This window comes from Micromonospora sp. NPDC007271, from assembly GCF_040634005.1.
GTDB lineage: Bacteria > Actinomycetota > Actinomycetes > Mycobacteriales > Micromonosporaceae > Micromonospora.
On the sequence record NZ_JBEYER010000036.1, the window covers coordinates 1 to 25453 of the forward strand.

The 25453-nt window shown below is 73.3% G+C and carries 23 protein-coding genes and 1 tRNA gene; 6 read left to right on the top strand and 18 right to left on the bottom strand.

The annotated features are described in order from the left end of the window. The first annotated feature begins 324 nt into the window (after positions 1–324). Positions 325–723: a tyrosine-type recombinase/integrase gene (locus tag ABZ570_RS15320; RefSeq protein ID WP_358062744.1), complete on the top strand. Its 399-nt coding sequence runs from the start codon at positions 325–327 to the stop codon at positions 721–723. Here the strand turns inward: ABZ570_RS15320 and ABZ570_RS15325 are convergent. Next, a complete protein-coding gene (locus ABZ570_RS15325; protein ID WP_358062747.1) occupies positions 720–1205 on the bottom strand; it encodes a hypothetical protein in 486 nt (161 codons plus the stop codon). The genes ABZ570_RS15320 and ABZ570_RS15325 overlap by 4 nt on opposite strands. 244 nt (positions 1206–1449) lie before the next feature. Further along, positions 1450–1523 (bottom strand) — tRNA-Thr (locus ABZ570_RS15330). A gap of 170 nt (positions 1524–1693) precedes the next feature. Here ABZ570_RS15330 and ABZ570_RS15335 point away from each other — a divergent pair. Continuing rightward, positions 1694–3397 carry a metallophosphoesterase gene (locus tag ABZ570_RS15335; RefSeq protein ID WP_358062872.1) on the top strand — a complete coding sequence of 568 codons (1704 nt, stop codon included), beginning with the start codon at positions 1694–1696 and terminating at the stop codon, positions 3395–3397. 57 nt (positions 3398–3454) lie between these two features. Here the strand turns inward: ABZ570_RS15335 and ricT are convergent, their stop codons facing one another. The 6 genes from ricT to tmk form a co-directional block, all read right to left on the bottom strand. Then, positions 3455–4291, bottom strand: a complete 837-nt coding sequence (gene ricT, locus ABZ570_RS15340) for a regulatory iron-sulfur-containing complex subunit RicT (protein WP_358062750.1) — start codon at positions 4289–4291, stop codon at positions 3455–3457. A 119-nt stretch (positions 4292–4410) separates the two neighbouring features. Beyond that, positions 4411–5076 (bottom strand): hypothetical protein, encoded by a 666-nt coding sequence (locus ABZ570_RS15345; RefSeq protein ID WP_358062753.1) that lies wholly within the window; start codon positions 5074–5076, stop codon positions 4411–4413. Then, a complete protein-coding gene (locus tag ABZ570_RS15350; RefSeq protein WP_358062756.1) occupies positions 5076–5381 on the bottom strand; it encodes a hypothetical protein in 306 nt (101 codons plus the stop codon). Before ABZ570_RS15350 ends, ABZ570_RS15345 begins: the two co-directional genes overlap by 1 nt. A gap of 1 nt (position 5382) precedes the next feature. Beyond that, positions 5383–5712, bottom strand: coding sequence for a YbaB/EbfC family nucleoid-associated protein (locus ABZ570_RS15355; protein ID WP_358062759.1), 330 nt, complete (start codon positions 5710–5712; stop codon positions 5383–5385). Positions 5713–5834: 122 nt separating this feature from the next. Beyond that, positions 5835–7127, bottom strand: coding sequence for a DNA polymerase III subunit delta' (locus ABZ570_RS15360; protein WP_358062762.1), 1293 nt, complete (start codon positions 7125–7127; stop codon positions 5835–5837). After that, on the bottom strand, positions 7127–9280 hold the full coding sequence (gene tmk / locus ABZ570_RS15365; RefSeq protein WP_358062765.1) for a dTMP kinase: 2154 nt from the start codon (positions 9278–9280) through the stop codon (positions 7127–7129). The genes ABZ570_RS15360 and tmk overlap by 1 nt, the downstream gene beginning before the upstream one ends. 217 nt (positions 9281–9497) lie before the next feature. Between tmk and ABZ570_RS15370 the strand changes: the two genes are divergently transcribed. Then, the gene (locus ABZ570_RS15370; RefSeq protein WP_358062768.1) at positions 9498–10706 is read left to right on the top strand and encodes an amino acid deaminase/aldolase; all 1209 of its coding nucleotides are present in this window, start codon (positions 9498–9500) and stop codon (positions 10704–10706) included. A gap of 125 nt (positions 10707–10831) precedes the next feature. Here the strand turns inward: ABZ570_RS15370 and ABZ570_RS15375 are convergent, their stop codons facing one another. Then, positions 10832–11407 carry a TetR family transcriptional regulator gene (locus ABZ570_RS15375; RefSeq protein WP_358062875.1) on the bottom strand — a complete coding sequence of 192 codons (576 nt, stop codon included), beginning with the start codon at positions 11405–11407 and terminating at the stop codon, positions 10832–10834. A gap of 225 nt (positions 11408–11632) precedes the next feature. On the opposite strand from ABZ570_RS15375, the gene ABZ570_RS15380 reads away from it, so the two are divergent. Then, positions 11633–12940, top strand: a complete 1308-nt coding sequence (locus ABZ570_RS15380; RefSeq protein ID WP_358062770.1) for a D-arabinono-1,4-lactone oxidase — start codon at positions 11633–11635, stop codon at positions 12938–12940. A 75-nt stretch (positions 12941–13015) separates the two neighbouring features. On the opposite strand, the gene topA is transcribed toward ABZ570_RS15380, so the two are convergent. The 6 genes from topA to ABZ570_RS15410 form a co-directional block, all read right to left on the bottom strand. Next, entirely contained in the window at positions 13016–15826 is a 2811-nt protein-coding gene (topA, locus tag ABZ570_RS15385; RefSeq protein ID WP_358062773.1) for a type I DNA topoisomerase, read from the bottom strand. A 335-nt stretch (positions 15827–16161) separates the two neighbouring features. Continuing rightward, a complete protein-coding gene (locus tag ABZ570_RS15390) occupies positions 16162–16770 on the bottom strand; it encodes a hypothetical protein (protein WP_358062776.1) in 609 nt (202 codons plus the stop codon). Next, entirely contained in the window at positions 16761–17300 is a 540-nt protein-coding gene (locus ABZ570_RS15395; RefSeq protein WP_358062778.1) for a hypothetical protein, read from the bottom strand. The genes ABZ570_RS15390 and ABZ570_RS15395 overlap by 10 nt, the downstream gene beginning before the upstream one ends. Positions 17301–17425: 125 nt before the next feature. Next, the gene (locus ABZ570_RS15400) at positions 17426–19786 is read right to left on the bottom strand and encodes a sodium-translocating pyrophosphatase (protein ID WP_358062781.1); all 2361 of its coding nucleotides are present in this window, start codon (positions 19784–19786) and stop codon (positions 17426–17428) included. Positions 19787–20104: 318 nt separating this feature from the next. After that, positions 20105–20542: an ATP-binding protein gene (locus ABZ570_RS15405; RefSeq protein WP_089004397.1), complete on the bottom strand. Its 438-nt coding sequence runs from the start codon at positions 20540–20542 to the stop codon at positions 20105–20107. Then, positions 20539–20895, bottom strand: a complete 357-nt coding sequence (locus ABZ570_RS15410) for an STAS domain-containing protein (protein ID WP_358062785.1) — start codon at positions 20893–20895, stop codon at positions 20539–20541. The genes ABZ570_RS15405 and ABZ570_RS15410 overlap by 4 nt, the downstream gene beginning before the upstream one ends. Positions 20896–21021: 126 nt before the next feature. On the opposite strand from ABZ570_RS15410, the gene ABZ570_RS15415 reads away from it, so the two are divergent. Both ABZ570_RS15415 and ABZ570_RS15420 read left to right on the top strand, forming a co-directional pair. Beyond that, positions 21022–23589, top strand: coding sequence for a DEAD/DEAH box helicase (locus ABZ570_RS15415; RefSeq protein ID WP_358062788.1), 2568 nt, complete (start codon positions 21022–21024; stop codon positions 23587–23589). A 157-nt stretch (positions 23590–23746) separates the two neighbouring features. Next, positions 23747–24325 (top strand): hypothetical protein, encoded by a 579-nt coding sequence (locus ABZ570_RS15420; protein WP_358062791.1) that lies wholly within the window; start codon positions 23747–23749, stop codon positions 24323–24325. Positions 24326–24435: 110 nt separating this feature from the next. On the opposite strand, the gene ABZ570_RS15425 is transcribed toward ABZ570_RS15420, so the two are convergent. The 3 genes from ABZ570_RS15425 to ABZ570_RS15435 all read right to left on the bottom strand — a co-directional run bounded on the left by ABZ570_RS15425 (position 24436) and on the right by ABZ570_RS15435 (position 25441). Then, positions 24436–24795 carry an Rv3654c family TadE-like protein gene (locus tag ABZ570_RS15425; RefSeq protein ID WP_358062878.1) on the bottom strand — a complete coding sequence of 120 codons (360 nt, stop codon included), beginning with the start codon at positions 24793–24795 and terminating at the stop codon, positions 24436–24438. 53 nt (positions 24796–24848) lie between these two features. Next, a complete protein-coding gene (locus ABZ570_RS15430; RefSeq protein WP_358062881.1) occupies positions 24849–25166 on the bottom strand; it encodes a TadE family type IV pilus minor pilin in 318 nt (105 codons plus the stop codon). A gap of 107 nt (positions 25167–25273) precedes the next feature. Beyond that, positions 25274–25441 (bottom strand): DUF4244 domain-containing protein, encoded by a 168-nt coding sequence (locus ABZ570_RS15435; RefSeq protein WP_076470820.1) that lies wholly within the window; start codon positions 25439–25441, stop codon positions 25274–25276. Between the last annotated feature and the right edge of the window lie 12 nt (positions 25442–25453).

Here is a 25453-nt window from a genome sequence, read left to right on the forward strand (position 1 = left end):
GCCCCACCGGGAGCTACCCCGAGAGTCCGCGTAGCGGTCGTTGTGGATTCTGAGACCGGGTGTGTCGTTTCGGTGCGGCGCTGGCGTTGAAGCGGATCTCCTCGTCGGGCAGTCGTAGACCGTCCAGCCCTTGTGGTGTCCGGCGAGGTGATCTGCGGCGGCATCTCTGAGGAGGGCGGGGTTCGGGGCAGAGCCCGAGGTCTTCGGGTCTGGTCGTCCCTAAGCGTGGCCGGCGCACCGGGTGCTGTCGCTGGCCCTTGCGCACACCGTGCGGGACGGTCGCATGTCCCGGAATCCGGCGCGGGCGTGCGGCTGCCTCGGGTCGTGCGGGAGGAACCGGTGTTCCTCGACCACGACCAGGTGGCGAGGCTCGCGGAGGCGTGCGGGCGCTACGGGCTGCTGGTGCGGTTCCTGGCCTACACGGGCCTGCGGTGGGGTGAGGCGTCGGCGCTGCGGGTGTCGCGCCGGGATCTGCTGCGACGGCGGGTGACGGTGGCGGTGGCGTTCGCGGAGGTCGGCGGGGAGCTGGTCGAGGGCACACCGAAGAACCACCAGCGCCGGTTGGTGCCGATTCCGCGGTTCCTCGTCGACGAGCTGGCCGCGCACGTCGCCGGGAAGCGTCGGGACGCGCTGGTGTTCACCGCCCCGAACGGCGGGCCGCTGCGTAACACCAACTTCCGGTCGTGGGTCTTCGCGCCGGCTGCGGTGTCGGTCGGGCGCTAGGGGAGGGCGCGCAGGGTGAACAGGTTGTCGGCGGGGTCAACGATGGCCTTCAGCCGCGCGCCGACCTGAAGGACGGGCTCGTCGTCACAGCGGTAGACGGCCTCGAACGGCGGCACTCCCTCACCGCTGATGCGCAGGGTGAGCACGGCGTAGTCGGCACTGCCGTCGTGCGGGTCCTCCAGCTCCTTGGCCAGGACCTCAGCCGAGGCGGGCCGCCCGGCGGCACGCAGCCGCTGTGTCTCGTCGCGCCCCGCGTCGGCGCCGAACCACAGCGCCAGGCCCACCACCAGCAGGATCAGGACTGAGAGGACGCCGACGGGCACGGCGACCCACCACGGCCAGTCCACCTGGCCCGTCACGAACAAGAACGCCAGGGCGACCGCCGAGGCAAGGCAGACCACACCGGAGATGCGCGATCCGAGCAGGGCGTGCCTCCCGACGATCATCGCCTGCTTGCCCCGCATGCTCGAATCGGCGGTCACCGAGCCATCGTAATGACCGGGTGATTCGTCGCAAGGCCCACGAAAGGTTGAGGTCCGAAGGATAACGACGCTCGCGCGACGCCGTGGACGATCTGCTGAATGCCACAGCAGCGTCCGCCGATCGTGTCTGGTTCAGAAAAGCGGCGGGATAGTCGGACTGCGAGTGCGATCCGCCTGCCAGCGGGGGCGTGGTCGACCTCGGGAAACGGCGAAGCCCAGGTCGGTGACCTGGGCTTCTGCACCGAGCCGCCTGACGGAATCGAACCGTCGACCTACGCATTACGAGTGCGTCGCTCTAGCCGACTGAGCTAAGGCGGCAACGATCGCCAAGTGTACGGCACACCCCGGCCCGAAGCCGAACCGGTATCCCCGATCACTCCCCGATCCGGACATCGAGGCAGGTTCGGTACGTTCGCGGGAGGCCGTTCGCGTTCGGGCCGGACTACCCTGCCCGGGTGAGCGACGACCACGCACCGCCACCGCAGCCGATCCCCGAGGCGCATCCCGGTGCGCGGGCCGGCCGCCGGCCGCGCAGCCTGGACCCGCTGGAGCTGGGCTTCACCCCGCGCAAGCCGGTGCCCTGGCTGGCGCCGCTGCTGCTGATCAGCACCGGCCTGCGTACGCTGCTGGCAATGCTGTTCGGGGCGTACCTGGACAAGCGGGAGCTGCAGAACGCGTTCGGCGACGACACGTTCCGGCAGGTCGGGCCGGACGGCGGGCTCTGGCTGGACTACGTGGCCGACCTGGGCGACGGCTTCGACGCGACGTACTCGGTGGCGTACCTGCTCGCCCAGCCGGAGCTGACGGTCGACGGGCACCGGCTGCCCCGGGCGCAGACGCTGGTGATGGGGGGCGATCAGGTCTACCCGTCGGCGGCCTACGCGGCGTACGAGGACCGGTGCAAGGGGCCGTACCAGGCCGCGTTGCCGATGGCGCCGCCCGAGCGGCCGACGATCTTCGCGGTCCCTGGCAACCACGACTGGTACGACGGCCTGACCGCCTTCCTGCGGCTCTTCGTCCGATCCCGGGACCGGTACTTCGCCGGTTGGGGCACCGGTCAGTCCCGGTCGTACTTCGCGGTGGAGCTGCCCGCCGGCTGGTGGCTGCTCGGCCTCGACGACCAGTCCGGGTCGTACCTGGACGACCCGCAGCTCACCTACTTCGACAAGGTCGCCCGGAAGCTCACCCCACGGTCGAAGGTGATCCTCGCGGTACCGGCGCCGACCTGGGTGAAGGCCGCCGACCACCCCACCGCGTACGACTCGATCGACTACTTCATCCGGACGATCCTCGCCCCGACCGGGGCGCAGGTGCGGCTGCTGATCTCCGGCGACCTGCACCACTACGCCCGCTACGCCGGGCCGGAGCGGCAGCTCATCACCTGTGGGGGCGGGGGTGCCTACCTCTACCCCACGCACACTCTCCCGGAGCGGCTGGAGGTGCCGCCGCGCGACACACTCTCCCGCCGGGCCAGCCGCACCCGCGAGTACGACCTGGCGGCCCGCTTCCCGGAGAAGGCCCGCTCGCGGCGGTACGGCTGGGGCATCTTCGCCCGCCTGCCGTTCCGCAACCCGGGTTTCGCCACGCTGCTGGGCACCCTGCACACGCTGCTGATGCTGGCCATGGCCGGGGTGGCGGCGGACCGGGTGGGCGCCGCGGAGCAGCGGCTGTTCAGCGTGCCGCTGGTGATCATGCTGGTGGTGACCATGCTGGGCGCGGCGTTCTTCGCCAAGCCGCCCAGCGCCGGCGGGAAACGGCACGCCCGGCACTGGATCCTCGGCGTCTCGCACGGGCTGGCCCATGTCGCGCTGGCGGCCGGGGGCACCTGGCTCTGGCTGAAGCTGCCCTTCTTCGACTGGCCGTGGCCGTTGCCGGCGGTCGCCGCGGCGGTGCTGTACGGGCCGGTGAGCGGTCTGGTCGCCAGCCAACTGGTGGCGCTCTACCTGCTGGTGGCGGGGACGTTCGGGGTGAACGTCAACGAGCTCTTCGCCGGCCAGGGCATCGAGGACTCGAAGGCGTTCCTCCGCTTCCGGTTCGACCCCGACGGCACGCTGACCGTCTACCCGATCGCCCTTGACAGGGTCTCGCACGCCTGGCGGCTCAACCCCGACCAGTCCCCCACCGCCTCCTGGCTGCTTCCCGAGGCCCCCCTGCAGCCCCGCCTGGCCGAACCCCCCGTCGTCCTCCGCTGACCGCGGGGCGACCAGCAACGCCCGCGGAGGTCGCTCGCGCCACCGGGGCATGCCACGCTACGTCGAGGGCCGGTCCTCGTACGCCTGACGGGAACCGCAGACATCGGAGAGGGCACACCGGCTGACCGCTCCGTCGGAGTGGCGTCGAACGGTGATCGTCTCGCTCGGTGGGTGCCGGGACACGACCCGCCCCTCGCCCTCCGGGGTGCTGACCCGCTGGCCGGTTGTCGGATAATCGCTGCTTCGGGCGTAGAGCGGGTGCTCGTATTTGAGACAGCACATCAGCCGGCCGCACGCGCCGGAGATGCGCAGCGGGTTGAGCGGCAGGTCCTGGTCCTTTGCCATCCGGATGGTCACCGGCTCGAAGTCGGTGAGGAAGGTGGCGCAGCACAGGTCCCGGCCGCAGGAGCCGATCCCGCCCTGCACCCGCGCCGAGTCCCGGGCGGAGAGCTGCCGCAGCTCGACCCGGCAGCGCAGGGTGGCCCCCAGGTCGCGGACCAGCGAGCGGAAGTCGACCCGGTGCGGAGCGGTGAAGTAGATCGTGGTGCGGTCGCTGCCGGACTCCGACGTACCGAAGACGTGGTCGACGGCCACCACCTTCATCGGCAGCCCGTGCTCGCGGATGAGCCGCTTGGCGGCGACCTTGGCGTCGGCCTTGCGTCGGCGTAGCTGCTCGTCGCGGCGCAGGTCGTCCTCCTGGGCCAGCCCGGCCAACCTGGGGAAGCCGGCAGTGTCCTCGGCCACCCACTGCGCGGCCCAGACGCACTCGGCCACCTCGGGCCCGTCGTCGGTGGGCACCAGCACCTTGTCGCCCACCTGCGGGCGCAGCTCGCCGGGGTCGAGGTAGTAGAGACGCCCGTACCGGTTGAAACTGACCGCGCAGAGCATGCCCATGCCCTTCACCCTACGACCATCGGACGGTGCCGGCCCGGCCGCCCGTCGCCGTCCGGTCACCCGGCGCAGCGATCCATGATCGTCGACCCGACCGGGGCCCTGCCCGGGACGCGCCTCTTCTAGCCGATCCGCAGGGTCGAGTTGGCGGCCACGACGCCGGTCGTCCGCTCCCGCCACGTGGTCTCCGCCAGGCTCGGCGCCCACTGGCGCAGCAGCGTCTCCGCGCCGTCGTACGCCACGCCGAGCACACCGAGGACCCGGGTGGCGATCTCCGCCGCCGCCAGCGCCGCGGCCGGCCCGGTGTCGCCGCCCGGCCGGGTGACGGCGTGCACGGTCACCGCCTCGGCCGAGCGCAGCACGTCGGCCAGCGCCCGGGCCAGGGCGAGCCGACTCCCCTCCACCCAGTCGGCGAGCGCGTCGGCGTATCCGGCGGTCGACTCCAGGCGCCCGACCAGGCTCTCCGGGCCCTCGTCGAGGTGGCGGAGCAGTGCGGCGCGGGCCTCGTCGTACGCCGACGCGGCCGGCCCGGACCAGGCGACCGGATCGGCGAGCAGGGCGCAGGCGTCGTCGTACCCCCGGATCAGCCGGCGCACCGCGTGCCCGGCACCGGTCAGCGGTGCCGGATGCAGGTCGAGGAACTCGCGCACGGCCGCGCCGGGAAGCACCTGCATGCGGCGCAGCAGCGGCCAGAGCCGGTGCCCCTCGGGCGCGCCGGTGGCGAGCAGCGTGTCGACCCGGGCGAGCAGGTCGAGGCCCGGCTCGGCGAGGCGGTCCAGGGCGTCCATCAGGCCTCCCGGGCGAGCCGGTGGCGCACGGACTCGTCGGTGGCCGCGTAGCTGTCGGCGGCCCCGCGCAGGGCGGCCGCGGCGGCGGCCAGCCGGGCCGCGGCGACGGTGGCCTCCCGGGCCCGGTCGCCGGTGGCGGTGGTCCACTGCCGGTGCAGGGCGCGGCCGAGCTCGCCGGGACGGCCGTCGGCGTGCGCGCCGAAGGCGGGGTGCGGCGGGTCGGTGGCGGTCACCGTGCGGGCCATGGTGGCGAGGGTGGCGCTGGCCTCGTCGAGCCGGGTGGCCAGGGCACGCAGGATCTCCATGTCAGGCTCCCGCCAGCGGCCGGTACGCCGCGAAGGTCTCGTTGTGCAGCTTCTCCCGCGCCCACTGGGCGGCGTCCGCGGCGGCGGTGACCGCGGCCTGCACCGACCCGGCGACGTCGCGTGGGTTGCGCTGGTGCAGCGGGGCGAGGAAGCGCACGTCGGTGATCCGGCCACCGGCGGTCACCACCACCTCGACGAGCCCGTCGGGCGAGCGGACGGTGACCTCGACGGTGGCCACCGCCTGGTCGAACTCGGCCTGCAAGGCTTCGATGCGCCGGTAGCGCCGCACCGCCTCCTCGATCCAGGCCTCGTCGATCTCCCCCCGCGGCATCGGCGGACTCCTCCCGGCAGACCATCACTGAGCGTGCCGCCACCGTCACCGCGGCACACCGGACCGTACCGCACGTCAATCGCGCGTGTCGATGCCCTGTGGACAACACCGGAGGCCGGGCTTCAGCCCTTCCAGAGGGCGAGCATCATCGCCTCCACCGCGATCCGTGGCTTGACGTTCGCCTCGATCGCCGCCCGGCACTCCAGCACGGCCTCCAGCCGGCGCAGCGCCCCCTCGGCGGCCCACTTCTGCGCGCCGGCCTCGGCCAGCGCCGCGGTGTCGGTGTGCACCGGGGCGACCGGTGCCCGCAGCGCGCTGGCCAGCGCGTCCCGGTAGAAGCCAGCGAGGTCGACCAGCGCCCGGTCGAGGGCGTCCCGCTGGGCCCGGGTGGCCCGCGACTTCTGCCGCTTCTCCAGGTCCTTGAGCTGGCCGGCGGCGCCCCGCATCGCGGCAGCCGCGCCCCGGCCGGTCCCGCCCGCGCCCAGCGCGGTCTGCAACGCGGCCCGCTCCCCCTCGTCGAGTTCGGCGACCGACGCCGCGGCCTCCGCCTCGGCCGCCTCGATCAGCGCGGAGGCGGCGTCGAACGCCGCACCCACCCCGGTCAGCCGGCGCGGCACGGCGAGCACCGCGTCGCGGCGCTGCCGGGCCTCCGGGTCGCGGGCCAGCCGCCGGGCCCGGCCCACGTGCCCCTGCGCGGCCGCCGCGGCCCACTCGGCCACGTCGGGCGCGATGCCGTCCCGGCGTACGAGCACCTCGGCGACGGCGGCGGCCGGCGGCTGCCGCAACGCTACGATCCGGCAGCGCGACCGGATGGTCACCGAGACGTCGTCCGGGTGGGTGGACGGGGCACAGAGCAGGAAGACGGTACGGGGCGGGGGCTCCTCGATCGCCTTGAGCAGCGCGTTGCCGGCCGCCTCGGTGAGCCGGTCGGCGTCCGAGATGATCACGACCTGCCAGCGTCCGCCGGACGGCGTGCTGGCGGCCCGGAGCACCAGCGCGCGCATCTCGCCGACGCCGATGGAGAGCCCCTCGGGCACCACCAGCCGGACGTCGGCATGGGTACCGGTCATCGTGGTGTGGCAGCCGGGGCACCCGCCGCAGCCGGTGCCGTGCACGCACTGCAACGCGGCGGCGAAGGCCCGCGCGGCCACGGAGCGGCCGGAGCCGGGCGGCCCGGTGAAGATCCAGGCGTGGGTCATGCCCGCCCCGGGGCCGGCCCCCGCTCCGGCGGCGGCTGGGCCCGCCGTCGGGTCCGGTGCCGCGCCGGCCGGGGGCGCGGCATCGGCCGCCGGGCCGCCGGCACGGGCCGCCGGCACGGTGGAGGCGTGCAGCAGCGCGGCGGCCGAGGCGGCGGCGCGGCGCAGGATCGCCACCGCCTCGTCCTGCCCGACCAGGTCGGCGAAGACGTCCGCCATCAGGGAGAGCGCTCCATGGCCACCAGCTCCGCGTCGGATAACTCGGGCTGCACCGTGGTGTCGGGGCCGTGGGCGGGGCGCGGGTGCACGATGCCGGCCGGGTCGACCAGGAACTCGTCCACCCGCCGGGCGACCGCCTCGGCGATCTCCTCGGCCGGCCGGGAGGCGTCGAGCACCAGGTAGCGCTTGGGGTCGGCGGCGGCCAGGTCGAGGAACGCGTACCGGACCCGCTCGTGGAACGCGATCGACTCGGCCTCCAGCCGGTCGGCGCCCTGGCGGCGGGACTCGACCCGGGCCAGGCCGGTGTGCGGCTCGACGTCGAGGAGCACCACCAGATCGGGCTTGAGCCCGCCGGTGGCCCACGAGGAGAGCCAGGAGACCTCCTGCGCCGGCAGCGTACGGCCGGCCCCCTGGTAGGCCAGGGACGAGTCGACGTACCGGTCGCTGATCACCACGGCGCCCCGGACCAGCGCCGGCCGGACCACGGTGGCGACGTGGTGCGCCCGGTCGGCGGCGTAGAGCAGCGCCTCGGCGCGCGGCGACGGGGCCTCGACGCCCTCGGTCTCCAGCACCAGCGCGCGGATCCGCTCGCCCACGGCGGTGGCCCCAGGCTCGCGGGTGACCACGACGTCCCGCCCCTGCGCCCGCAGCCGGTCGGCGAGCGCGGCGAGCTGGGTGGACTTGCCGGCGCCCTCGCCGCCCTCGAAGACGACGAAGAGGCCGTTGGAGACGAAGGGCTCGGCCGGCATCAGCGGGCGGCCCCGGATCGAGCCCCACAGGTCGGCGAGGACCGGTACGCCCTTCTTGTCGTCCATCTGGCCGAACGCGCTGATCCCGGCGAAGATGCCGGCGACGCCCGCGGCGAGCAGCAGCAGCCGGGTCGAGGAGACCGAGACGCCCAGGTCTGCGATGGTCAGCCGGCGCGAGCCGCCGACCCCGACCAGGATGCTGCTCAGCGCGATGGCCAGGATCAGCACCAGCCGGGTGCCGATCTGCACCACCGCGAAGACCCGGCCGCGCACCTCGTCGGCGACCTCGCCGCCGAGCAGGGTGGTGCCGGCCAGGAAGGCCATGCCGGCGCCCGCGCCGACCAGGATCGCGCCGAGCATCGCCATGGAGAGATGGATCGCGAAGGCGAGCACCAGCACCGAGGCGCTGGCCAGCACGATGCTCATGCCGAACCAGCGCCGCCGGGACATGTCCCGCACGATCATCGGGCCGGCCCCGATGCCGATCGCCAGGCCGATGAAGATCGCGCCGAAGAGCAGGAAGAACGCGGCGTCACCGGCGCCGAGCGAGGCGGCGAAGAACTTGGCCGTGCCGACCACGATGCCGCCGCCGGCGAACGCGCCGAAGATGCCGAGCACCAGGCCGCGGACCAGTGGGGTCTGGCCGATGAACCGCCAGCCCTCGGTGAACTGGCGCACCATGCTCTGCTCGGTGGGCTCGCGCTCGCCCGTCCGGACCTGGCTGATCTCCCTGATCCCGAAGACGACCACCAGCGCGGTGGCGAGCCGGGAGAACGAGTTGACCCAGAGCGCGAGCTGCGCCGGCTCGGCCCAGGACGGCATCTGGCCGCCGGTCACCCCCCGGACGCTGCGGTCGAGCACCGCGGCGACGAGGGCGGCGGCGATCGGGGTGATGCCGTACGTGGTGATGAGGGTGAGCTGGTTGGCGGTCTCCAGCCGGGCGCGGGGGATCAGGTTGGGGACCGCGGCCTCCTTGGCCGGGATCCACAGCAGGGTGACCGTCTCGATCAGGAAGGTCGCGATCGCCGCCCAGGTGACCACCAGCCCGCCGCTGGCGCCGGTGAGCGCGTAGAGCGGGATGGAGGCGAAGAGGACGAAGCGCAGGAGGTCGCAGATGACCATCGTCCAGCGCCGGTCGAAGCGGTCGGCGAAGACGCCGGCCACCGGGCCGAGCACCAGCGCCGGGAGCAGCCGGATCGCGATCACACCGCCGAAGGCGGCACCCTTCGCCGTGCTGCCCGAAACCTGGGCGGCGGCGAACACGGAGGTGGCGAGCAGGCCGAGCCAGTCACCGAAGGAGGCGACGCCGAGCACGATCCACAGCCGGCGGAACGGCCGGATGCGCAGCACCGAGCGGATGGCGGCGGCTCCGGACCGGTCGGCCTGAGCCGCGGGCGACGACACGCCGGGCGACTCGCCGTTGTTCTGGCTTTCGATGGCCGTACCTCCACGTGCCGGCCCAGAGCTGGGCATCCCCGGTGGAACACTCTAGTCGCGGCGAGAACGCCCTCCGGAGCGACATTCGCCTGCTCGCCGAGCCTAGGCCGCCGGCACCACCGCCCGCAGCCCGGACATAAGCGAGGGTATTTCGCATTGACGCCCAGACAGTTAGCGTGCAGACGTGGCCACTGATCGTGACAAACTTCGCGATCGCCTCGACCGGGCGACCGCACACCTCGACCCGCCGTACGCCGTGGTCGATCTCGCCGCTTTCCACGCCAACGCGGACGCGCTAGTCGGCCGGGCCGCCGGCAAGCCGCTCCGGGTGGCCAGCAAGTCCGTCCGGGCACGGGACCTGCTCAGCCGGGTGCTGGGCCGCCCCGGCTGGCGGGGCGTGCTGGCGTTCACCCTGCCCGAGGCGATCTGGCTGGCCCGCACCGGCCTCAGCGACGACGTGCTGGTGGCGTATCCCACGGCCGACCGGGGGGCGCTCGCCGAGCTGGCCGCCGACCCGGCGCTCGCCGCGGTGGTCACGCTGATGGTCGACGACCCCGGTCAGCTCGACCTGGTCGACGCGGTGCGCCCGCCCGGGCGGCAGCCGCCGCTGCGGGTCTGCCTCGACCTGGACGCCTCCTGGCGGCCGCTGGGCGGGCGGGTGCACCTGGGCGTCCGCCGCTCCCCGGTGCACAGTGCCCGGGCGGCCGGCGCGTTCGCCGCCGCCGTCGCCGGCCGGCCGGGCTTCCGGCTGGTCGGCCTGATGTCGTACGAGGCGCAGATCGCCGGGCTCGGCGACGCGCCACCCGGGCAGGCGGTACGCGGCGCGGCGATCCGGGTCGCCCAGCGCGGGTCGTACCGGGAACTGCTGGACCGGCGGGCGGCGGCGGTCGCCGCGGTACGCGAGCACGCCGACCTGGAGTTCGTCAACGGCGGCGGCACCGGCAGCGTGGCCACCACCAGCGCCGACCCCGCGGTCACCGAGATCACCGCGGGGTCGGGGCTGTACGGGCCGACGCTCTTCGACGCGTACCGTGCCTGGCGGCCCACTCCGGCGGCGTTCTTCGCCTGCGCGGTGGTCCGCCGGCCGGCGCCCGGGCTGGCCACCGTGCTCGGCGGCGGCTGGATCGCCTCGGGTGCGGCCGGCGAGAGCCGGCTACCGCGCCCGTGGCTGCCGGCGGGGCTCAGCCTGCTCGGGGCCGAGGGCGCCGGTGAGGTGCAGACGCCGGTCACGGGTGCGGTCGCGACGACCCTGCGGGTGGGCGACCGGGTCTGGTTCCGTCACGCCAAGGCCGGCGAACTGTGCGAACGGGTCAACGAGCTGCACCTGGTCGACGGCGACGAGGTGGTCGCGACCGTGCCCACCTACCGGGGCGAGGGCCGCGCGTTCCTGTGATCGGGCCCGGAAAAAGGTGGCGGCGGGCCCCGGCGCACCTCGGGAACCCGCCGCTGCTCGTCGCGCCCGGTCGCACCCCGGGCACCGCACCGTTACGCGCGCCGGCAGGGCCGGCCACGCCTGGTTCAGCCCGACTGGGCCGCCTCGGTTCGGGCGTTGACCTGCCGGTGCAGGTACTCCCGGATGAGCGCCTTCGCCTCGGCCAGCACCCGCTCGTCGCCCTCGGGCCGGCGGCGGAACGCCAGCTTGATCAGGGCGTCGGCCGCTTCCACCGCGATCTCCAGGGCGAACCGGAGATCGGGTACGTCGGCCAGGCCGAACCGTTCGGTGAGCACGCGGGCGAGCTGGTCGGCGATCACGCCGTTGTTGTCCCGCTGCTCGTCGAGCAGGTGCAGGTCGACCACGTCGCCGAAGTGCAGGGTACGGAACCCCGGAACGGTGCGGTGCATCGAGATGTACTCGTCGATCGCCGCGTCGACGCCGTCCCACCAGTAGGTCAGGTCGTCGGAGGCGAAGCGCTCGTCGAGCCGCTGGAGGTAGGACTCCATGGTGCGCAGGGTCAGCGCCTGCACGATCGCCCGCTTGTCCGGAAAGAACTGGTAGACCGATCCGATCGCCACCTCGGCACGTTCGGCGAGCAGAGTCGTGGTCAAACCCTCGTACCCCACCTCGTCGACGAGCTCGGCGCAGGCGTCCAGCATCCGCTGGACCCGCGCGACACTTCGACCCTGCACCGGTACCCTGCGCAGCGGCCCGGTCGTGGCGGCTGGTGTGGACACTCGGCGCCACCCCCCTTCGACGGATGAACATATCTGCACGTCACCAGACTGTGACTACCGGTACAACGAGCAAGCCTCGATTACGGTATTTACCAGGCACAACGTTCCTGATATGAATTCAGTTCGTATTCATGTCGAGGAGCGTCCATGGCCGGTACGCCAGCCGCCTGGTCCAACTGGGCCGGCAACCAGCGCAGCACCGCCGCCCTGGTGGCGCACCCCCGGACCGTCGACGAGGTCGTCGAGGCAGTCCGGGCCGCCGCCGACGCCGGCCGGACCATCCGGGCCGTCGGCAGCGGGCACTCGTTCACCGGGGCCGCCCTGACCGACGGGCACCGGCTCGACCTGTCCGACCTGGCCACCGACGTCACTGTGGACACCGCCCGCCGGCTGGTCACCCTACCGGCCGGGATGACTCTGCACGCCCTCAACGAACTGCTCGCCACCCACAACCTGGCCCTGCCCAACCTCGGCGACATCGACGCGCAGACCGTCGCCGGGGCGCTCTCCACCGGCACCCACGGCACCGGCGCGCGGCTCGGCTGTCTGTCCACCTTCGTCACCGCGCTGACCCTGGTCACCGGCACCGGCGAGGTGCTGCGCTGCTCCGCCGACGCGCACCGCGACGTCTTCGCCGCGGCCCGGGTCGGACTCGGCGCGGTCGGGGTGCTGGTCGAGGTCACCCTGCGCTGCGTCGACGCCTTCGTGCTCCGCGCCCACGAACGGCCGGCGCAGCTGGACTCGGTGCTCGCCGACCTACCCGCGCTGGTCGGCGAGCACGACCACGTCGAGTTCTACTGGTTCCCGTACACCGACCGGGTGCAGGTCAAGACCAACGACCGGGTGCCCGCCGACGACCGGCCGCTGTCCCGCTGGCGCGGCTGGCTGGACGACGACTTCCTGGCCAACACCGTCTTCGCCGGGGCCTGCCGGCTGGGCCGCGCCGTGCCGGCGCTGGCCCCGGGGATCAGCGCGATCTCCGCCCGGGCGCTCACCGAACGCACCTACACCGGCCGCTCCGACCGGGTCTTCTGCACCCCGCGCCGGGTCCGCTTCGTGGAGATGGAGTACGCCCTGCCCCGTGCCACGCTGCCGGAGGCGCTGGCCGCGCTGCGCCGCATCGTCGACGGGCTGCCGTTCAAGGTGCTCTTCCCGGTCGAGGTGCGGTTCACCGCCGCCGACGACATCTGGCTCTCCCACGGGTACGGGCGGGACTCGGTCTACCTCGCCATCCACCAGTACGTGGGCATGCCGTTCGAACCGTACTTCCGCGCGTTCGAGGAGGTGGCGACGGAGCTGGGCGGCCGGCCGCACTGGGGCAAACTGCACTACCGGGACGCGGCGTCACTGGCTCCCGCGTACCCGAGGTTCGCCGACTTCCTGGCCGTCCGCGACCGCCTCGACCCCCACCGCCGCTTCACCAACCCCCACCTGACCCACATCCTCGGCGCCTGACGGCCCTCCCTCGCAGATCTTGGAAGGAAACGGCCTCCGGGCCGAAAGCTTCCAAGATCTCCTCGGAGGGACCTGTTACTCGGCGGAGGTGGGTGCCTTCTTGGGGGCCGCCTTCTTGGCCGGGGTGGCCTTGGCGGTTGTCGTCTTCTTGGCGGTGGTGGACTTGGCGGCAGCGGTCTTCTTGGCCGCCGTCTTCTTGGCCGGGGCGGCCTTCTTGGCTGCCGCCTTCTTCTTCGGCGCGGGGCCCTTCGCCCGCTTCTCGGCGAGCATCTCGGAGGCCTCCTCCAGGGTCAGCGCCTCCGGCGTCTGCCCGCGCCGCAGCGACGCGTTGGTCTCCCCGTCCGTGACGTACGGCCCGAACCGGCCGTCCTTGATCACCAGCGGCTTCTCGGTCAGCGGGTCGGTGCCCACCTCCCGCAGCGGCGGCGCGGCGGCCCGGCGCTGGCGGGTCTTCGGGGCGGCCAGCAGCGCCAGCGCCTCGTCCAGCGTGACCGTGAACATCTTCTCTTCCGAGTCCAGCGAGCGGAACTCGTCACCGCGCTTGACGTACGGGCCGTAGCGGCCGTTGTTGGCGAAGACCTCGTTGCCCTCGGCGTCCTTGCCGACGAGCCGGGGCAGGCTGAGCAGCTTCAGCGCCTCGTCCAGGGTGAGCGTGTCCGGCGACTGCGAGCGCAGCAGCGACGACTTCCGCTCGCCACTGGCCACGTACGGGCCGAACCGGCCGGACTTGAGCACGATCGGCTCGCCGGTGGCCGGGTCGTCGCCGAGCTTGCGCTCGCCCCCGCCGCCCAGGAACAGCTCGTGCACCTTCTCCGGGGTCAACTCGTCGGGCGCCAGCCCCTCCGGGATCGGTGCCCGGTCGCCGGAGGCGCCGCCCTCCTCGCCCTCGGCGGCGGCCGCCGGCGGCTCGCCCGGCAGCGCCCGCTGCAGGTACGGCCCGTACCGGCCGACCCGCACGACGACCTCGCGCCCCTCGTCGTCGGTGAAGAGCGGGATCGAGTTGACGCTGCGCGCGTCGATGTCGCTGAGGTTCTCCGTCACCAGCTTCTTGAGGCCACCGGCGTGCGCGATGGCCTGGTCGCCGGTGCCGTTGGCGCTGCCGAAGTAGAACGAGGTGAGGAAGTCCACCGCGGCGTGGTCACCACCGGCGATCTCGTCCAGCTCGTTCTCCATGCTGGCGGTGAAGTCGTAGTCGATCAGGCGCGGGTAGTGCTGCTCCATCAGCCCGATCACCGCGAACGCCAGGAACGACGGGATCATCGCCTGGCCGCGCTTGAAGACGTAGCCGCGGTCCTGGATGGTCTGCATGATCGACGCGTACGTCGACGGGCGGCCGATGCCCAGCTCCTCGAGGGCCTTGACCAGCGACGCCTCGGTGTAGCGGGCGGGCGGCTGGGTGTGGTGGCCCTGCGCGGCCAGCTCCTCGGCGGTCAGCGGCTGGTCCTTGACCAGGGTGGGCAGCCGCCGCTCGGCGTCCTCGGCCTCGGCGTTCTCGTCGTCGCTCGACTCGACGTACGCGCGCAGGAAGCCCGGGTCGGTGATGGTCTTGCCGGTGGCACCGAAGTCGGCCTCCTCCTGCGCGGAGGAGACCGCGCGGATGCGCACCGAGACGCTGGAGCCGACCGCGTCGGTCATCTGCGAGGCGATGGTGCGCCGCCAGATCAGCTCGTAGAGCTTGAACTCCTCGGCCGACAGCTCCTTGGCCACCTCGCCCGGGGTGCGGAAGTTGTCGCCCGCCGGGCGGATCGCCTCGTGCGCCTCCTGCGCGTTCTTCACCTTGCCGGTGTAGCGGCGCGGCTCCGGCGGCACGCTGCGCTCGCCGTACAGCTCGACGATCTGCCGGCGGGCCGCCGCGACGGCGGTCTCCGACAGGTTCACCGAGTCGGTACGCATGTAGGTGATGTAGCCGTTCTCGTAGAGCCGCTGCGCCGTGCGCATCGTCTGCTGGGACGAGAACCGCAGCTTGCGGGCCGCCTCCTGCTGCAGGGTGGAGGTGATGAACGGCGCGTACGGGCGGCGGCGGTAGGGCTTCTCCTCGACCCGGGTGACCGTGAACGGGCGGCCCGCCAGGCGGGCGGCCAGGCCCCTGGCCCCGCCCTCGTCGAGGTGGACCACACCCGCGCCGGCCTTCACCCGGCCGGTGGTCGGCTCGAAGTCCTTGCCGGTGGCGATCCGGTCGCCGTTCAGCGCGATCAGCGTGGCGTTGAACGCCCGCGGCCCGTCACCGGGGTTCACCACCGCGAGGCTGGCCAGGATGTCCCAGTACTCGGCGGTGCGGAAGGCCATCCGCTGCCGCTCCCGCTCGACCACGATCCGGGTCGCCACGGACTGCACCCGGCCCGCCGAGAGCTTCGGCATGACCTTCTTCCACAGCACCGGGGAGACCTCGTAGCCGTACAGCCGGTCGAGGATGCGCCGGGCCTCCTGGGCGTCGACCAGGTCCCGGTCGATCTCACGCGGGTTGGCCACCGCCGCCTGGATGGCGGGCTTGGTGATCTCGTGGAAGACCATCCGCTTGACCGGCACCTTGGGCTTGAGCGTCTCCACCAGGTGCCAGGCGATCGCCTCGCCCTCGCGGTCCTCGTCCGTCGCCAGGAAGATCTCGTCGACCTCCTTGGCCAGCTTGGTCAGCTTGCTGATCTGCTGCTTACGGTCCGCCGAGACCACGTAGAGCGCGTGGAAGCCGTTGTCGACGTCGACGCCGAGCCGCGCCCACGGCTCGCCCTTGTACTTGGCCGGCACGTCGGCCGCGTTGCGGGGCAGGTCCCGGACGTGGCCGAAGCTGGCCTCCACGACGTACCCCGGGCCCAGGTAGCCCGAGATCGTCTTGGCCTTCGCCGGTGACTCGACGATGACCAGACGGGTGGTTCCAGCGTTGCTCGGCACGTCTCTCTCCGACCTCACTCCTGCGTCCAGCCCGTGCCCGGGCCGTCTTACCTATGCCCGTTTCAGGCTGTGTTGCACCAGCCGGACCAGGGGCGGTCCGGATGTCCAACGTAACGCGCCGTCCGCGCTCCGGGTTTCGTGGGCGGGAAACGTCCGGTTCGGGCGACCCGGTCGGCCGCGCCGCCGGACGGCGCCACCGTACACCGTGGGTAGGGTGTCGAGCGGGCCACTGTGACGATCACGCACCCTCGGGCGAACCGACACCGGCCGGATTTCCTGTACAAACCGCTGCGGCGGTGTCCGGGATCGGACAACCGGCTCCGGTGACGCCCCGTTCAGCCGGCACCCGGCCACTCGGCCGCCGGTGCCGCCGCCGGGCGATCACCCACCAGCTCGGCCAGCCGGGCCACCCGCCGCCGCCCGCTGATCCGGTACGCGGGCCCGCCCTCCTCCGGCTCCACGAACGCCCCCGGCAGCCCCACGGCGGCCAGCGCCGCCCGCACCCGCGGCCAGCACTCCTCGTCGGCCGGGCCGAGGCCGAGCCGGACCCCGGCCGCCTCGACCACCCCGGCGGCGGCCAGCCAGAGCCGCAGCCGGCGCCCGTTGAGGTGGAAACCGGCCGGGGGTCGCTTCACCGTGCCGCGCAGCCAGGCCGCGGCCAGCGGCGCCAGGGTGGTCGCGTACGCGGTGCGGACCAGGTGCCGCCCGTCCTCGGTCGGCTCCCAGCTCGCTGCCACGCCCCGCGCGCCCAGCTCGGCCACCAGCGTGTGCACCCGCCAGGCGGCCGGCACCACCACGGCCAGCCGGGCCGTGCCGCCCATCCGGACCACCTCCCCGGGGCCGGCGAGCAGCCCGGCCAGATCCGCCAGGGACGGGTCCGCCGCCTCGGTGGAGAACAGCGAGGGCTGGCGGACCGGGTGCGGGGATGGTGGCGTCAGCGACACTCCGGGACCTCGTCGAAGGCCTCTTTGAGCTCGGGCGAGTTGAGCTTGCTGGTGTCCAGCGCGCTCCCGTCGTACTCCTTGTTGAGGGTGTCCACCGCGGCCCGCACCCCGTCGTAGAAGGGTCCGGGCTGGGCGGTGTCGAGCCCGTCGATGGTGTCCCGGGCCCGGCCGTACGCGTCCCGCATCCGGCCCAGCGAGGCGCGGAACCCGGCGGAGATCTCCTCGCCGTTGTCGGTCTCCGGCACGCCGGCCTGCTCGACCTTGCGCCGGGCGGTCTCGCTGGCCTCCTCGGCCCCGGCGAAGAGCCGAACCAGGTTCTCCTTGGCCTGCGCCGGGGTGGTCTGCGCGGTCATCTGCTGCTGGGTGCTGCTGGTGAGTTTGTTGATCTCGGCGCGCCACGGGGTGAGCGCCTGACAGACCGATGCCGCCCAGGCCCGGGGGCTGGGGCCACCGCACCCGGCGAGGAGGAGGCCGAGCGCGGCCAGGACCACCGTGAGCTTTCCGGCGGCTGCCGCCCGGCGCGTACGCATGCGAAGCAGCGTACGGCCTCCGGGTGGAACCGCCAGCGGTCAGGCTTCGTGCACCGGGCCACCGGGCGGGCCGGTTCCCGGCCGGCAGAGGTGCCGACCGGGAACCGTCACCGTCTCGCCGAGGGTCAGGCCCCGACCGGCTCCACCCGCTCCTCCGGGCTGCCCGCGCCGGCGTCGCTGCCGCCGTCGGACTCGCCCATCGCGATGCCCTTGCGCTTGCTGAACACCACGGCAGCCACGATGACCAGCGCGGCCGCCAGCGCGACCGTGATCCGCAGGGCGTTGTTCTTGTCCTCGCCCACGCTCCAGGCCACCACGGCCGGCGCGATCAGCAGCGAGACCAGGTTCATCACCTTGATCAGCGGGTTGATCGCCGGACCGGCGGTGTCCTTGAACGGGTCGCCGACGGTGTCGCCGATGACGGTCGCGGCGTGCGACTCGGAGCCCTTGCCGCCGTACGCGCCGTCCTCCACCAACTTCTTGCCGTTGTCCCAGGCGCCGCCGGAGTTGGCCAGGAAGACCGCCATCAGCGTGCCCGCCCCGATCGCACCGGCCAGGTACGACGCCAGCGCGCCCGGGCCGAGCCCGAAGCCGACCGCGATCGGCGCCATGATGGCCAGCAGGCCGGGGGTCATCAGCTCACGCTGCGCGTCCCGGGTGCAGATGTCGACGACCTTGCCGTACTCGGGGCGCTGGGTGCGGTCCATGATCCCGGGCAGCTCGCGGAACTGCCGACGTACCTCCATCACCACGGCGCCGGCCGAGCGGGAGACCGCGTTGATGGCCAGGCCGGAGAAGAGGAAGACCACCGCCGCGCCGACGATCAGACCGACCAGGTTGCGCGGGTTGGCCACGTTGAGCAGGTCGGCGATCGCGGCCTCGACGTTCTCCACCTTCGCGTCGCCGAACGCGGTCTTCAGCGTGTCGGTGTACGAGCCGAACAGCGCGGTCGCGGCCAGCACCGCGGTGGCGATGGCGATGCCCTTGGTGATCGCCTTGGTGGTGTTGCCGACCGCGTCCAGCTCGGTCAGCGTCCGCGCGCCGTGCTCGTCGATGTCACCGGACATCTCGGCCACGCCCTGCGCGTTGTCCGAGATCGGGCCGAAGGTGTCCATCGCGACGATGACACCGACGGTGGTGAGCAGGCCGGTGCCGGCCAGCGCGACCGCGAACAGCGACAGGGTGATGGAGCTGCCGCCGAGCAGGAACGCGCCGAACACGCCGGCGCCGATCAGCAGCGCCGAGTAGACCGCCGACTCCAGGCCGACGCTGATGCCGGCGAGGATGACGGTGGCCGCGCCGGTCTGCGAGCTCCTGCCGATGTCCTGCACCGGGCGCCGGTTGGTCTCGGTGAAGTAGCCGGTGAGCGCCTGGATCGCCGCGGCCAGCACGATGCCGATCAGCACCGCGCCGATGGCCACCCACTGCGGGTTGCGGTCGACGTCGGTGAGCCCGCCCTTGAGCTCGGCGAACGTCGCCGGGAGGTAGGCGAAGGCCGCGACCGCCACCAGCACCGCGGAGATCAGCGCGGAGAGGAAGAAGGCGCGGTTGATGGCGGTCAGGCCATTGCGGTCGGTGGCGCGCAGCCGGGTGATGAAGACGCCGATGATCGCGATGATCGCGCCGATGCCGGAGACGATCAGCGGGAAGACCAGGCCGTGCTCGCCGAACGCGGCGCGGCCCAGGATCAGCGCGGCGACCAGGGTGACCGCGTACGACTCGAAGAGGTCGGCCGCCATGCCGGCGCAGTCACCGACGTTGTCACCCACGTTGTCGGCGATGGTGGCCGCGTTGCGCGGGTCGTCCTCCGGGATGCCCTGCTCGACCTTGCCGACCAGGTCGGCGCCGACGTCGGCGGCCTTGGTGAAGATGCCGCCGCCGACCCGCATGAACATGGCGAGCAGCGCGGCGCCGAAGCCGAAGCCCTCCAGCACGGTCGGGGCGTCACCCTTGAAGAGCAGGACGACCAGCGCGGCGCCGAAGAGGCCGAGGCCGACGGTGAGGAAGCCGACCACGCCACCGGTCCGGAAGGCTATCTTCATGGCGCCCTCGCGCCCGCCTTCCCGCTCCCGGGCGGCCGCGGCCACTCGCAGGTTGGCGCGGGTGGCCAGCCACATGCCGGCGCCGCCGATGAACGCGCTGAACAGTGCGCCCACCACGAAGAACGCCGAGCGGCCGATCTTCACCAGGGTCTGGTTGCCGTCGGTGTCGTGCACCGGCAGCAGGAACAGCAGCACGACGGCGATGACCACGAAGATCGCCAGGGTGCGGAACTGCCGGAGCAGGTACGCCGAGGCGCCCTCCTGTACAGCGCCGGAGATCTCCTGCATGTTCTTGGTGCCCGTACCGGCTGCCAGCACCGCCTTGGTCAAGGTGGCGGCGAAGACGAGCGCCACCAGCGCGATGACCGCGGCGATGACGACGTACGTCGTGTTGGCTCCGGTAAGGGACAGGGCGCCGCCGTCGGCGGCCAAGGTCCCGGACATCTATGTCCTCCTGTACCGAACACTCGCGTCGCTCCGTGGAGACACACGGACCGACGCCTGGATGCGGATTCGCAAGCGAGCGCCAACCCACCCCGGCGGACCAGCGATGAACACCCATTCCCGCTGGCTGCGGGACAGATCACTTGCTGACAACCCGCGTACTGTAGCCCTCCGGCGTGTTGCGGGTCACACCGAGGGGGCACCCTGTCCCGATGATCTTCGTCGCTGTGCTATGCGAAAAAATCTGATATACGGCCGGAGCAGCACGACGAGGCCGCGTTCCCCGAGCGGGAACGCGGCCTGCGGCGCGAATTCAGGTCAGCGGCCGACCGGCCACACCATCCGGACCTCGGTGCCGACGCCCTCGTCGACCGGGCGCACCTGGAGGTCCTCGACGAAGCCGGCGAGCAGGGCGAAGCCGACCCCGGTGGTCAGCGCGTCCTCGCTGAGCGACTCCTTGGCCAACTCGTCGGGGGGCAGGGCGGCGAGACCGATGCTCGCCTCGATCGGGGCGCGGTCCACCACCCGGACCGTGTACGCCCCGCTGTCGGACATCTCCACCAGCACCGGGTCGGGCAGCCCGTACTGCCGGTGCAGGGCGACCGCCCGGGTGCACGCCTCACCGATCGCCAGGCGCACCTCGTCGAGCAGGTCCTCGCGTACGCCGGCCCGCCGGGCCACCGCGACGCCGACCAGGCGGGCGGTGCGGACGTGCACCGGGGCCGGCGAGAAGGAGAGCTTGACCGTCGCCATCACGCGCCGGCGCCGGTCGGGTCGGCGCTGACCGCCGCGTCGACCGTGGGATGCAGCGGGAAGACCTGGTCCAGCGCGGTGATCCGGAAGATCTTGAGCAGCGGCTCCTTGTCGCAGACCAGGCCGAAGGAACCGTCGGCCGAACGCAGCCGCTTCAGGGCGCCGACCAGCACGCCGAGGCCGGTCGAGTCGAGGAAGTCGACCCGCCCCAGGTCGACCACGACCCGGCGGGCACCGCCGTCGATCAGTTCGAGAAGCCGTTCCCGCAGGCGTGGCGCCGTGTACACGTCCACCTCACCGCCGACCTCGAGCACCGTGTGCTCCCCCACGGTGCGGGTCGCCAGCGACAGCTCCATCGGCCCCTCCTCGGTAAGCTCTCCTGGGCATCTAACCATCCCCGCCGGAGCGCCCCTTGGTCACCGGCCAGGGCACTCCCTTACCCAGGCGCCCCGCGTTTCATCTCCCCCGACCGTGCTCCGAAGGTGCAGGACGTGACTGACGACCCCGTGTCCGCGGGCGGCGGCCCCGGCCGGCCGCCGGCCGAGCTGCTGCGCCGGCTGCGCGCCCGGCACGCCTGCGACCCGGTCACCCACGTCGAACGGGTGGCCGCCCGGCCCGGGGAGCCGGCACCATGGCCGGCGTGGGCCCCCGAGGAGCTGCGGGCACCGTTCGCCCGGCGCGGCGTGGTCGCCCCGTGGCGGCACCAGACCGAGGCCGCCGAGCTGGCGTACGCCGGGCAGCACGTGGTGGTGGCCACCGGGACGGCGTCCGGCAAGTCCCTGGCGTACCAGCTGCCGGCGCTGGCCACCCTGCTCGCCGACCCGCGCGCCACCGTGCTCTACCTGGCCCCGACCAAGGCACTCGCCGCCGACCAGCTGCGCGCCGTCGCCGGACTGGAACTGGAGGGGGTACGCCCCGCCTGCTACGACGGCGACACCCCGCGCGCCGAGCGGGAGTGGATCCGCCGGCACTCCCGGTTCGTGCTGACCAACCCGGACATGCTGCACCACGGCATCCTGCCCGGGCACGCCCACTGGTCCGGGTTCCTGCGCCGCCTCGCGTACGTGGTGATCGACGAGTGCCACACCTACCGGGGCGTGTTCGGCTCACACGTGGCGCACGTGCTGCGCCGGCTGCGGAGACAATGCGGACGTTCGGGCCGCGTCTCCTCCCCGGCGCTCGCAGGCTCGCGCCACACGCCGGTCTTCATCCTGGCCTCCGCCACGTCGGGCGACCCGGCGGCGGCAGCCGGGCGGCTCACCGGCCTGCCGGTCACCGCCGTCACCGAGGACACCTCGCCGCGCGGCGGGGTGACCTTCGCGCTCTGGGAGCCACCGCTGCTGCCTCCCGACGCGTCGGCCTCGGCGGTGGACCTGGCACCGGTACGCCGGTCGGCGCTGCGGGAGACCGCCGACCTGCTCGCCGACAGCGTGGTCGAGGGGGTCCGCACCCTCGCCTTCGTCCGGTCCCGGCGCGGCGCCGAGGTGGTCGCCGCCAACGCCCGGCGCGCGCTCGACGAGGCGGTGCCCGGGCTGGGTGAACGGGTGGCCGCCTACCGGGCCGGCTACCTGCGCGAGGAGCGGCGCGAACTGGAACGCGCCCTGCTGCACGGCGACCTGCTCGGGCTCGCCTCCACCAGCGCCCTCGAACTCGGCGTCGACCTGGTCGGGCTGGACGCGGTGCTGATCTGCGGCTGGCCGGGCACCCGGGCGTCGCTCTGGCAGCAGGCCGGCCGGGCCGGGCGCTCCGGCGACGAGGCGCTCGCCGTGCTGGTGGCCCGGGACGACCCGCTCGACACCTACCTGGTGCACCACCCCGAGGCGCTGTTCGGCCGGCCCGTCGAGGCGACCGTGCTCGACCCGGCCAATCCGTACGTGCTCGCCCCGCAGCTCGCCTGCGCCGCGTTCGAGGCCCCGCTCACCCCGGCCGACCTGGAACTCTTCGGGGAGGGGGCGAAGGAGGCGGTCGACTCGCTGGTCGAGGCCGGGGCGCTGCGGCAGCGGCCGACCGGCTGGTACTGGCGCCACCGGGAACGCCCCGACGTCGACCTGCGCGGCGAGGACGGGGCACCGGTGTGCGTGGTCGAGGCGTCCACCGGCCGGCTGCTCGGCACCGTCGACGGCGGGTCCTCGCACTTCCTACTCCACCCCGGCGCGGTCTACCTGCACCAGGGCGTCTCGTACGTGGTCGACTCGCTCGACCTGGCCGACGGGTGCGCGCTGGTGCACGCCGAGGAGCCGGACTGGTCCACCCACGCCCGGGACGTCACCTCGCTCTCGGTGGTGTCGGTCCGGTCGTACGTCGACGCCGGGCCGGTCGGGCTCTTCCTCGGCGAGGTGGACGTGACCAGCCAGGTGGTGTCGTACCAGCGGCGACGGATCGCGACCGGCGAGGTGATCGACACCCGACCACTGGACCTGCCGGCCCGGGAGCTGCGTACCGTCGCCGTCTGGTTCACCCTCTCCCCGGAGTCGCTGGCTCTTGCCGGTGTGGAGTCGGCCGACGTGCCGGGTGGGCTGCACGCCGCCGAGCACGCCGCGATCGGCCTGCTGCCGCTCATCGCGACCTGCGACCGCTGGGACATCGGCGGACTGTCGACCGCCCTGCACCCGGACACCGAAGCGCCCACCGTGTTCGTCTACGACGGTCACCCCGGCGGGGCGGGCTTCGCCGAGCGGGCGTACGGGACGGCGGCGGCCTGGCTGCGCGCCACCCGCGACGCGATCGCCGAATGCGGCTGCGAGGCGGGCTGCCCGTCCTGCGTCCAGTCCCCGAAGTGCGGCAACGGCAACAATCCGCTCTCCAAGCCCGACGCCGTCCGGGTCCTCGACGTGGTCCTCGACAACCTGCCCCCGGCGGCGAACATCGCCGACGAACGCGGCGCGGCGCCGGACCGGGCGCACGGCGACGCCCCGGACGCACGCGGCGCGGCCCCCGACTCCGCGGCCGGCGGGCGCCCGGGCGAACGCGGCGCGGCCGTGCCTCGACAGGACGAGCGGTCGCCGGAGCGATCGGTCAGCGAGGGCCAGGCCGCATTGGAGACCGGCTGACCCGTCCGGCGGTGGGCGGCGGTCGTTGACGGCCACAGTGGACGGCAGCCGCTGACGGCGGCCGGACCGGTCGGCCGGTGAGACGGGCGGCTCGGCGGGCCACGCCGAGGATCGAACTGTGCGAAACTCCGGCGTTCGTTTTGTCGAAGGAGACCCGATGCAGCTCGACAGCTTGCAGACCCAGCACCAGTTCCTCATCCGCCAGCGGATCCGGATGATGGTGAACCAGTACGAGGTCCACGCCGTGGCGCCGGACGGTTCCGAGGGGGCGCTGCTCGCGTTCGCGCAGCAGAAGCGGATGGCGTTCAAGGAGCAGGTGACCATCTACACCGACGATTCCAAGCAGCACCCGCTGCTCGGTTTCAAGGCCCGCCAGGTGCTCGACCTCGGTGCCACATACGACGTGACCGACCACGCCGGCACCCCGATCGGCCTGTTCCGCAAGGATTTCGCCCAGTCGCTGCTGCGCTCCACCTGGCACGTCGAGCAGGCCGGCCTGCCGCAGGTCACCGGGCAGGAGCGCAGCCTGCCGGTGGCGCTGCTGCGCCGGTTCGTCGACTCGCTCTCGTGGCTGCCCTACCACTTCGATTTCGTGGCCGGCGGCCAGCCGGTCTTCACGGTCGTCAAGAAGTGGGGCCTCCGCGACCGGTACCTCGTCGAGATCCAGCACCCGCAGATCGACCGCCGGCTGGTCATCGCCATGGCGGTCGCGCTCGACGCGCTGCAGAGCCGCTGAGGCGTCCGCCTCGCTCGTCGGCCGACGGCGGCCCGGATTCCACCGGTCCCCGCCCTGGCCCGGGCCATCAGGTTCGATTCGGGTGGCCCGGGCCAGGGCGGAGGACAAGGTCAGCCGCGTACCGGGCCGGCCCGGGACGTCGCGGTGACGGTGCGTACCAGCCCGGGCAGCGGCGCGACCGTGACCTCGACCGTGACCACGGCATCGAGCCCATCGAGCCGGCAGGTCACCAGCCGCCCACCGTTGGCCCGGGCCAGCTCGTCGGCCCGGCCGCACGCGACGCTGTCGCTCTCGAGCGCCCGGCCGGCACCCGCCAGGGCCGCGAAGTCCGCGGCGTTCCGGGCCTGCTGCCATGCCGTCCGGGCCGAGCCCAGCGCCGCACCGAAGAGCCCGACCAGCACGAACACCAGACCTACGGCGAGCAGGCAGACGGTCGCCCCGCCCCGGTCCGCCGTTCGGCGACCCGGGATGCCGGCCCGCTGGTGGTACCGCCGTGCGCCGCGTGCCGGTGGTCGATCGTTCCTCACGATCGTGGCCTCGGCGTGCCTGGTTCGACGGCGGCCGCCGCGCTGGCCGCCACGGTGATCCGGGGCAGCCGCGCGCCAAGGGCCCGGACCGGTGCCCGGACCGTCGCGGTGACCCGGTCGTCGGCGACGGTGACCGAGATGTCCGCACCGGTGGGGGCGTGCCGGGCACCCGCCGCCGAACCGGACTCCCCCCGCGAGGCGGCCAGCGCCGCCTCCCGGGCCGCGGCCAGGCATCCGGCCCGTGTGGTCACCGCCTCGACCGCGGTGAGGCCGGTGAGGAGCAGCAGGACGAGCGCCGGCAGGCCAGCCGCCAGCTCGGCAGTGAAGGAGCCCCGCTCCCCAGCGCCCCACGACCGTCCCGGCGCGGCGGCTCCGGTCGAACCCGGACCGCACCGACGACGGCCGGCCCACCGGCGCCCGATCACTTCAGTGCTCGGTCGATGACGGCGGTGAGCGCGGACTGCACGTTGCCCGAGGTGAGCACCTTGAGCAGGATGCCGGCGAAGGCCACCGCGGCCAGCGTGCCGACGGCGTACTCGGCCGTGTTCATCCCGGCGTCACCCCGCAGACGGGCGAGAAGTTTGCGCATGTCGTCCCCTTT

What these genes read in the sequence shown, in the direction of transcription:
- ABZ570_RS15360 (WP_358062762.1), bottom strand. Translation starts at nt 7,127, where the DNA reads ATGGCGGACGTCTTCGCCGACCTGGTCGGGCAGGACGAGGCGGTGGCG.
- ABZ570_RS15400 (WP_358062781.1), bottom strand. Translation starts at nt 19,786, where the DNA reads ATGTCCGGGACCTTGGCCGCCGACGGCGGCGCCCTGTCCCTTACCGGA.
- ABZ570_RS15420 (WP_358062791.1), top strand. Translation starts at nt 23,747, where the DNA reads ATGCAGCTCGACAGCTTGCAGACCCAGCACCAGTTCCTCATCCGCCAG.
- ABZ570_RS15410 (WP_358062785.1), bottom strand. Translation starts at nt 20,895, where the DNA reads ATGGAGCTGTCGCTGGCGACCCGCACCGTGGGGGAGCACACGGTGCTC.
- ABZ570_RS15395 (WP_358062778.1), bottom strand. Translation starts at nt 17,300, where the DNA reads ATGCGTACGCGCCGGGCGGCAGCCGCCGGAAAGCTCACGGTGGTCCTG.
- ABZ570_RS15435 (WP_076470820.1), bottom strand. Translation starts at nt 25,441, where the DNA reads ATGCGCAAACTTCTCGCCCGTCTGCGGGGTGACGCCGGGATGAACACG.
- ABZ570_RS15380 (WP_358062770.1), top strand. Translation starts at nt 11,633, where the DNA reads ATGGCCGGTACGCCAGCCGCCTGGTCCAACTGGGCCGGCAACCAGCGC.
- ABZ570_RS15350 (WP_358062756.1), bottom strand. Translation starts at nt 5,381, where the DNA reads ATGGAGATCCTGCGTGCCCTGGCCACCCGGCTCGACGAGGCCAGCGCC.
- ABZ570_RS15355 (WP_358062759.1), bottom strand. Translation starts at nt 5,712, where the DNA reads ATGCCGCGGGGGGAGATCGACGAGGCCTGGATCGAGGAGGCGGTGCGG.
- ABZ570_RS15375 (WP_358062875.1), bottom strand. Translation starts at nt 11,407, where the DNA reads ATGCTGGACGCCTGCGCCGAGCTCGTCGACGAGGTGGGGTACGAGGGT.
- ABZ570_RS15345 (WP_358062753.1), bottom strand. Translation starts at nt 5,076, where the DNA reads ATGGACGCCCTGGACCGCCTCGCCGAGCCGGGCCTCGACCTGCTCGCC.
- ricT (WP_358062750.1), bottom strand. Translation starts at nt 4,291, where the DNA reads ATGGGCATGCTCTGCGCGGTCAGTTTCAACCGGTACGGGCGTCTCTAC.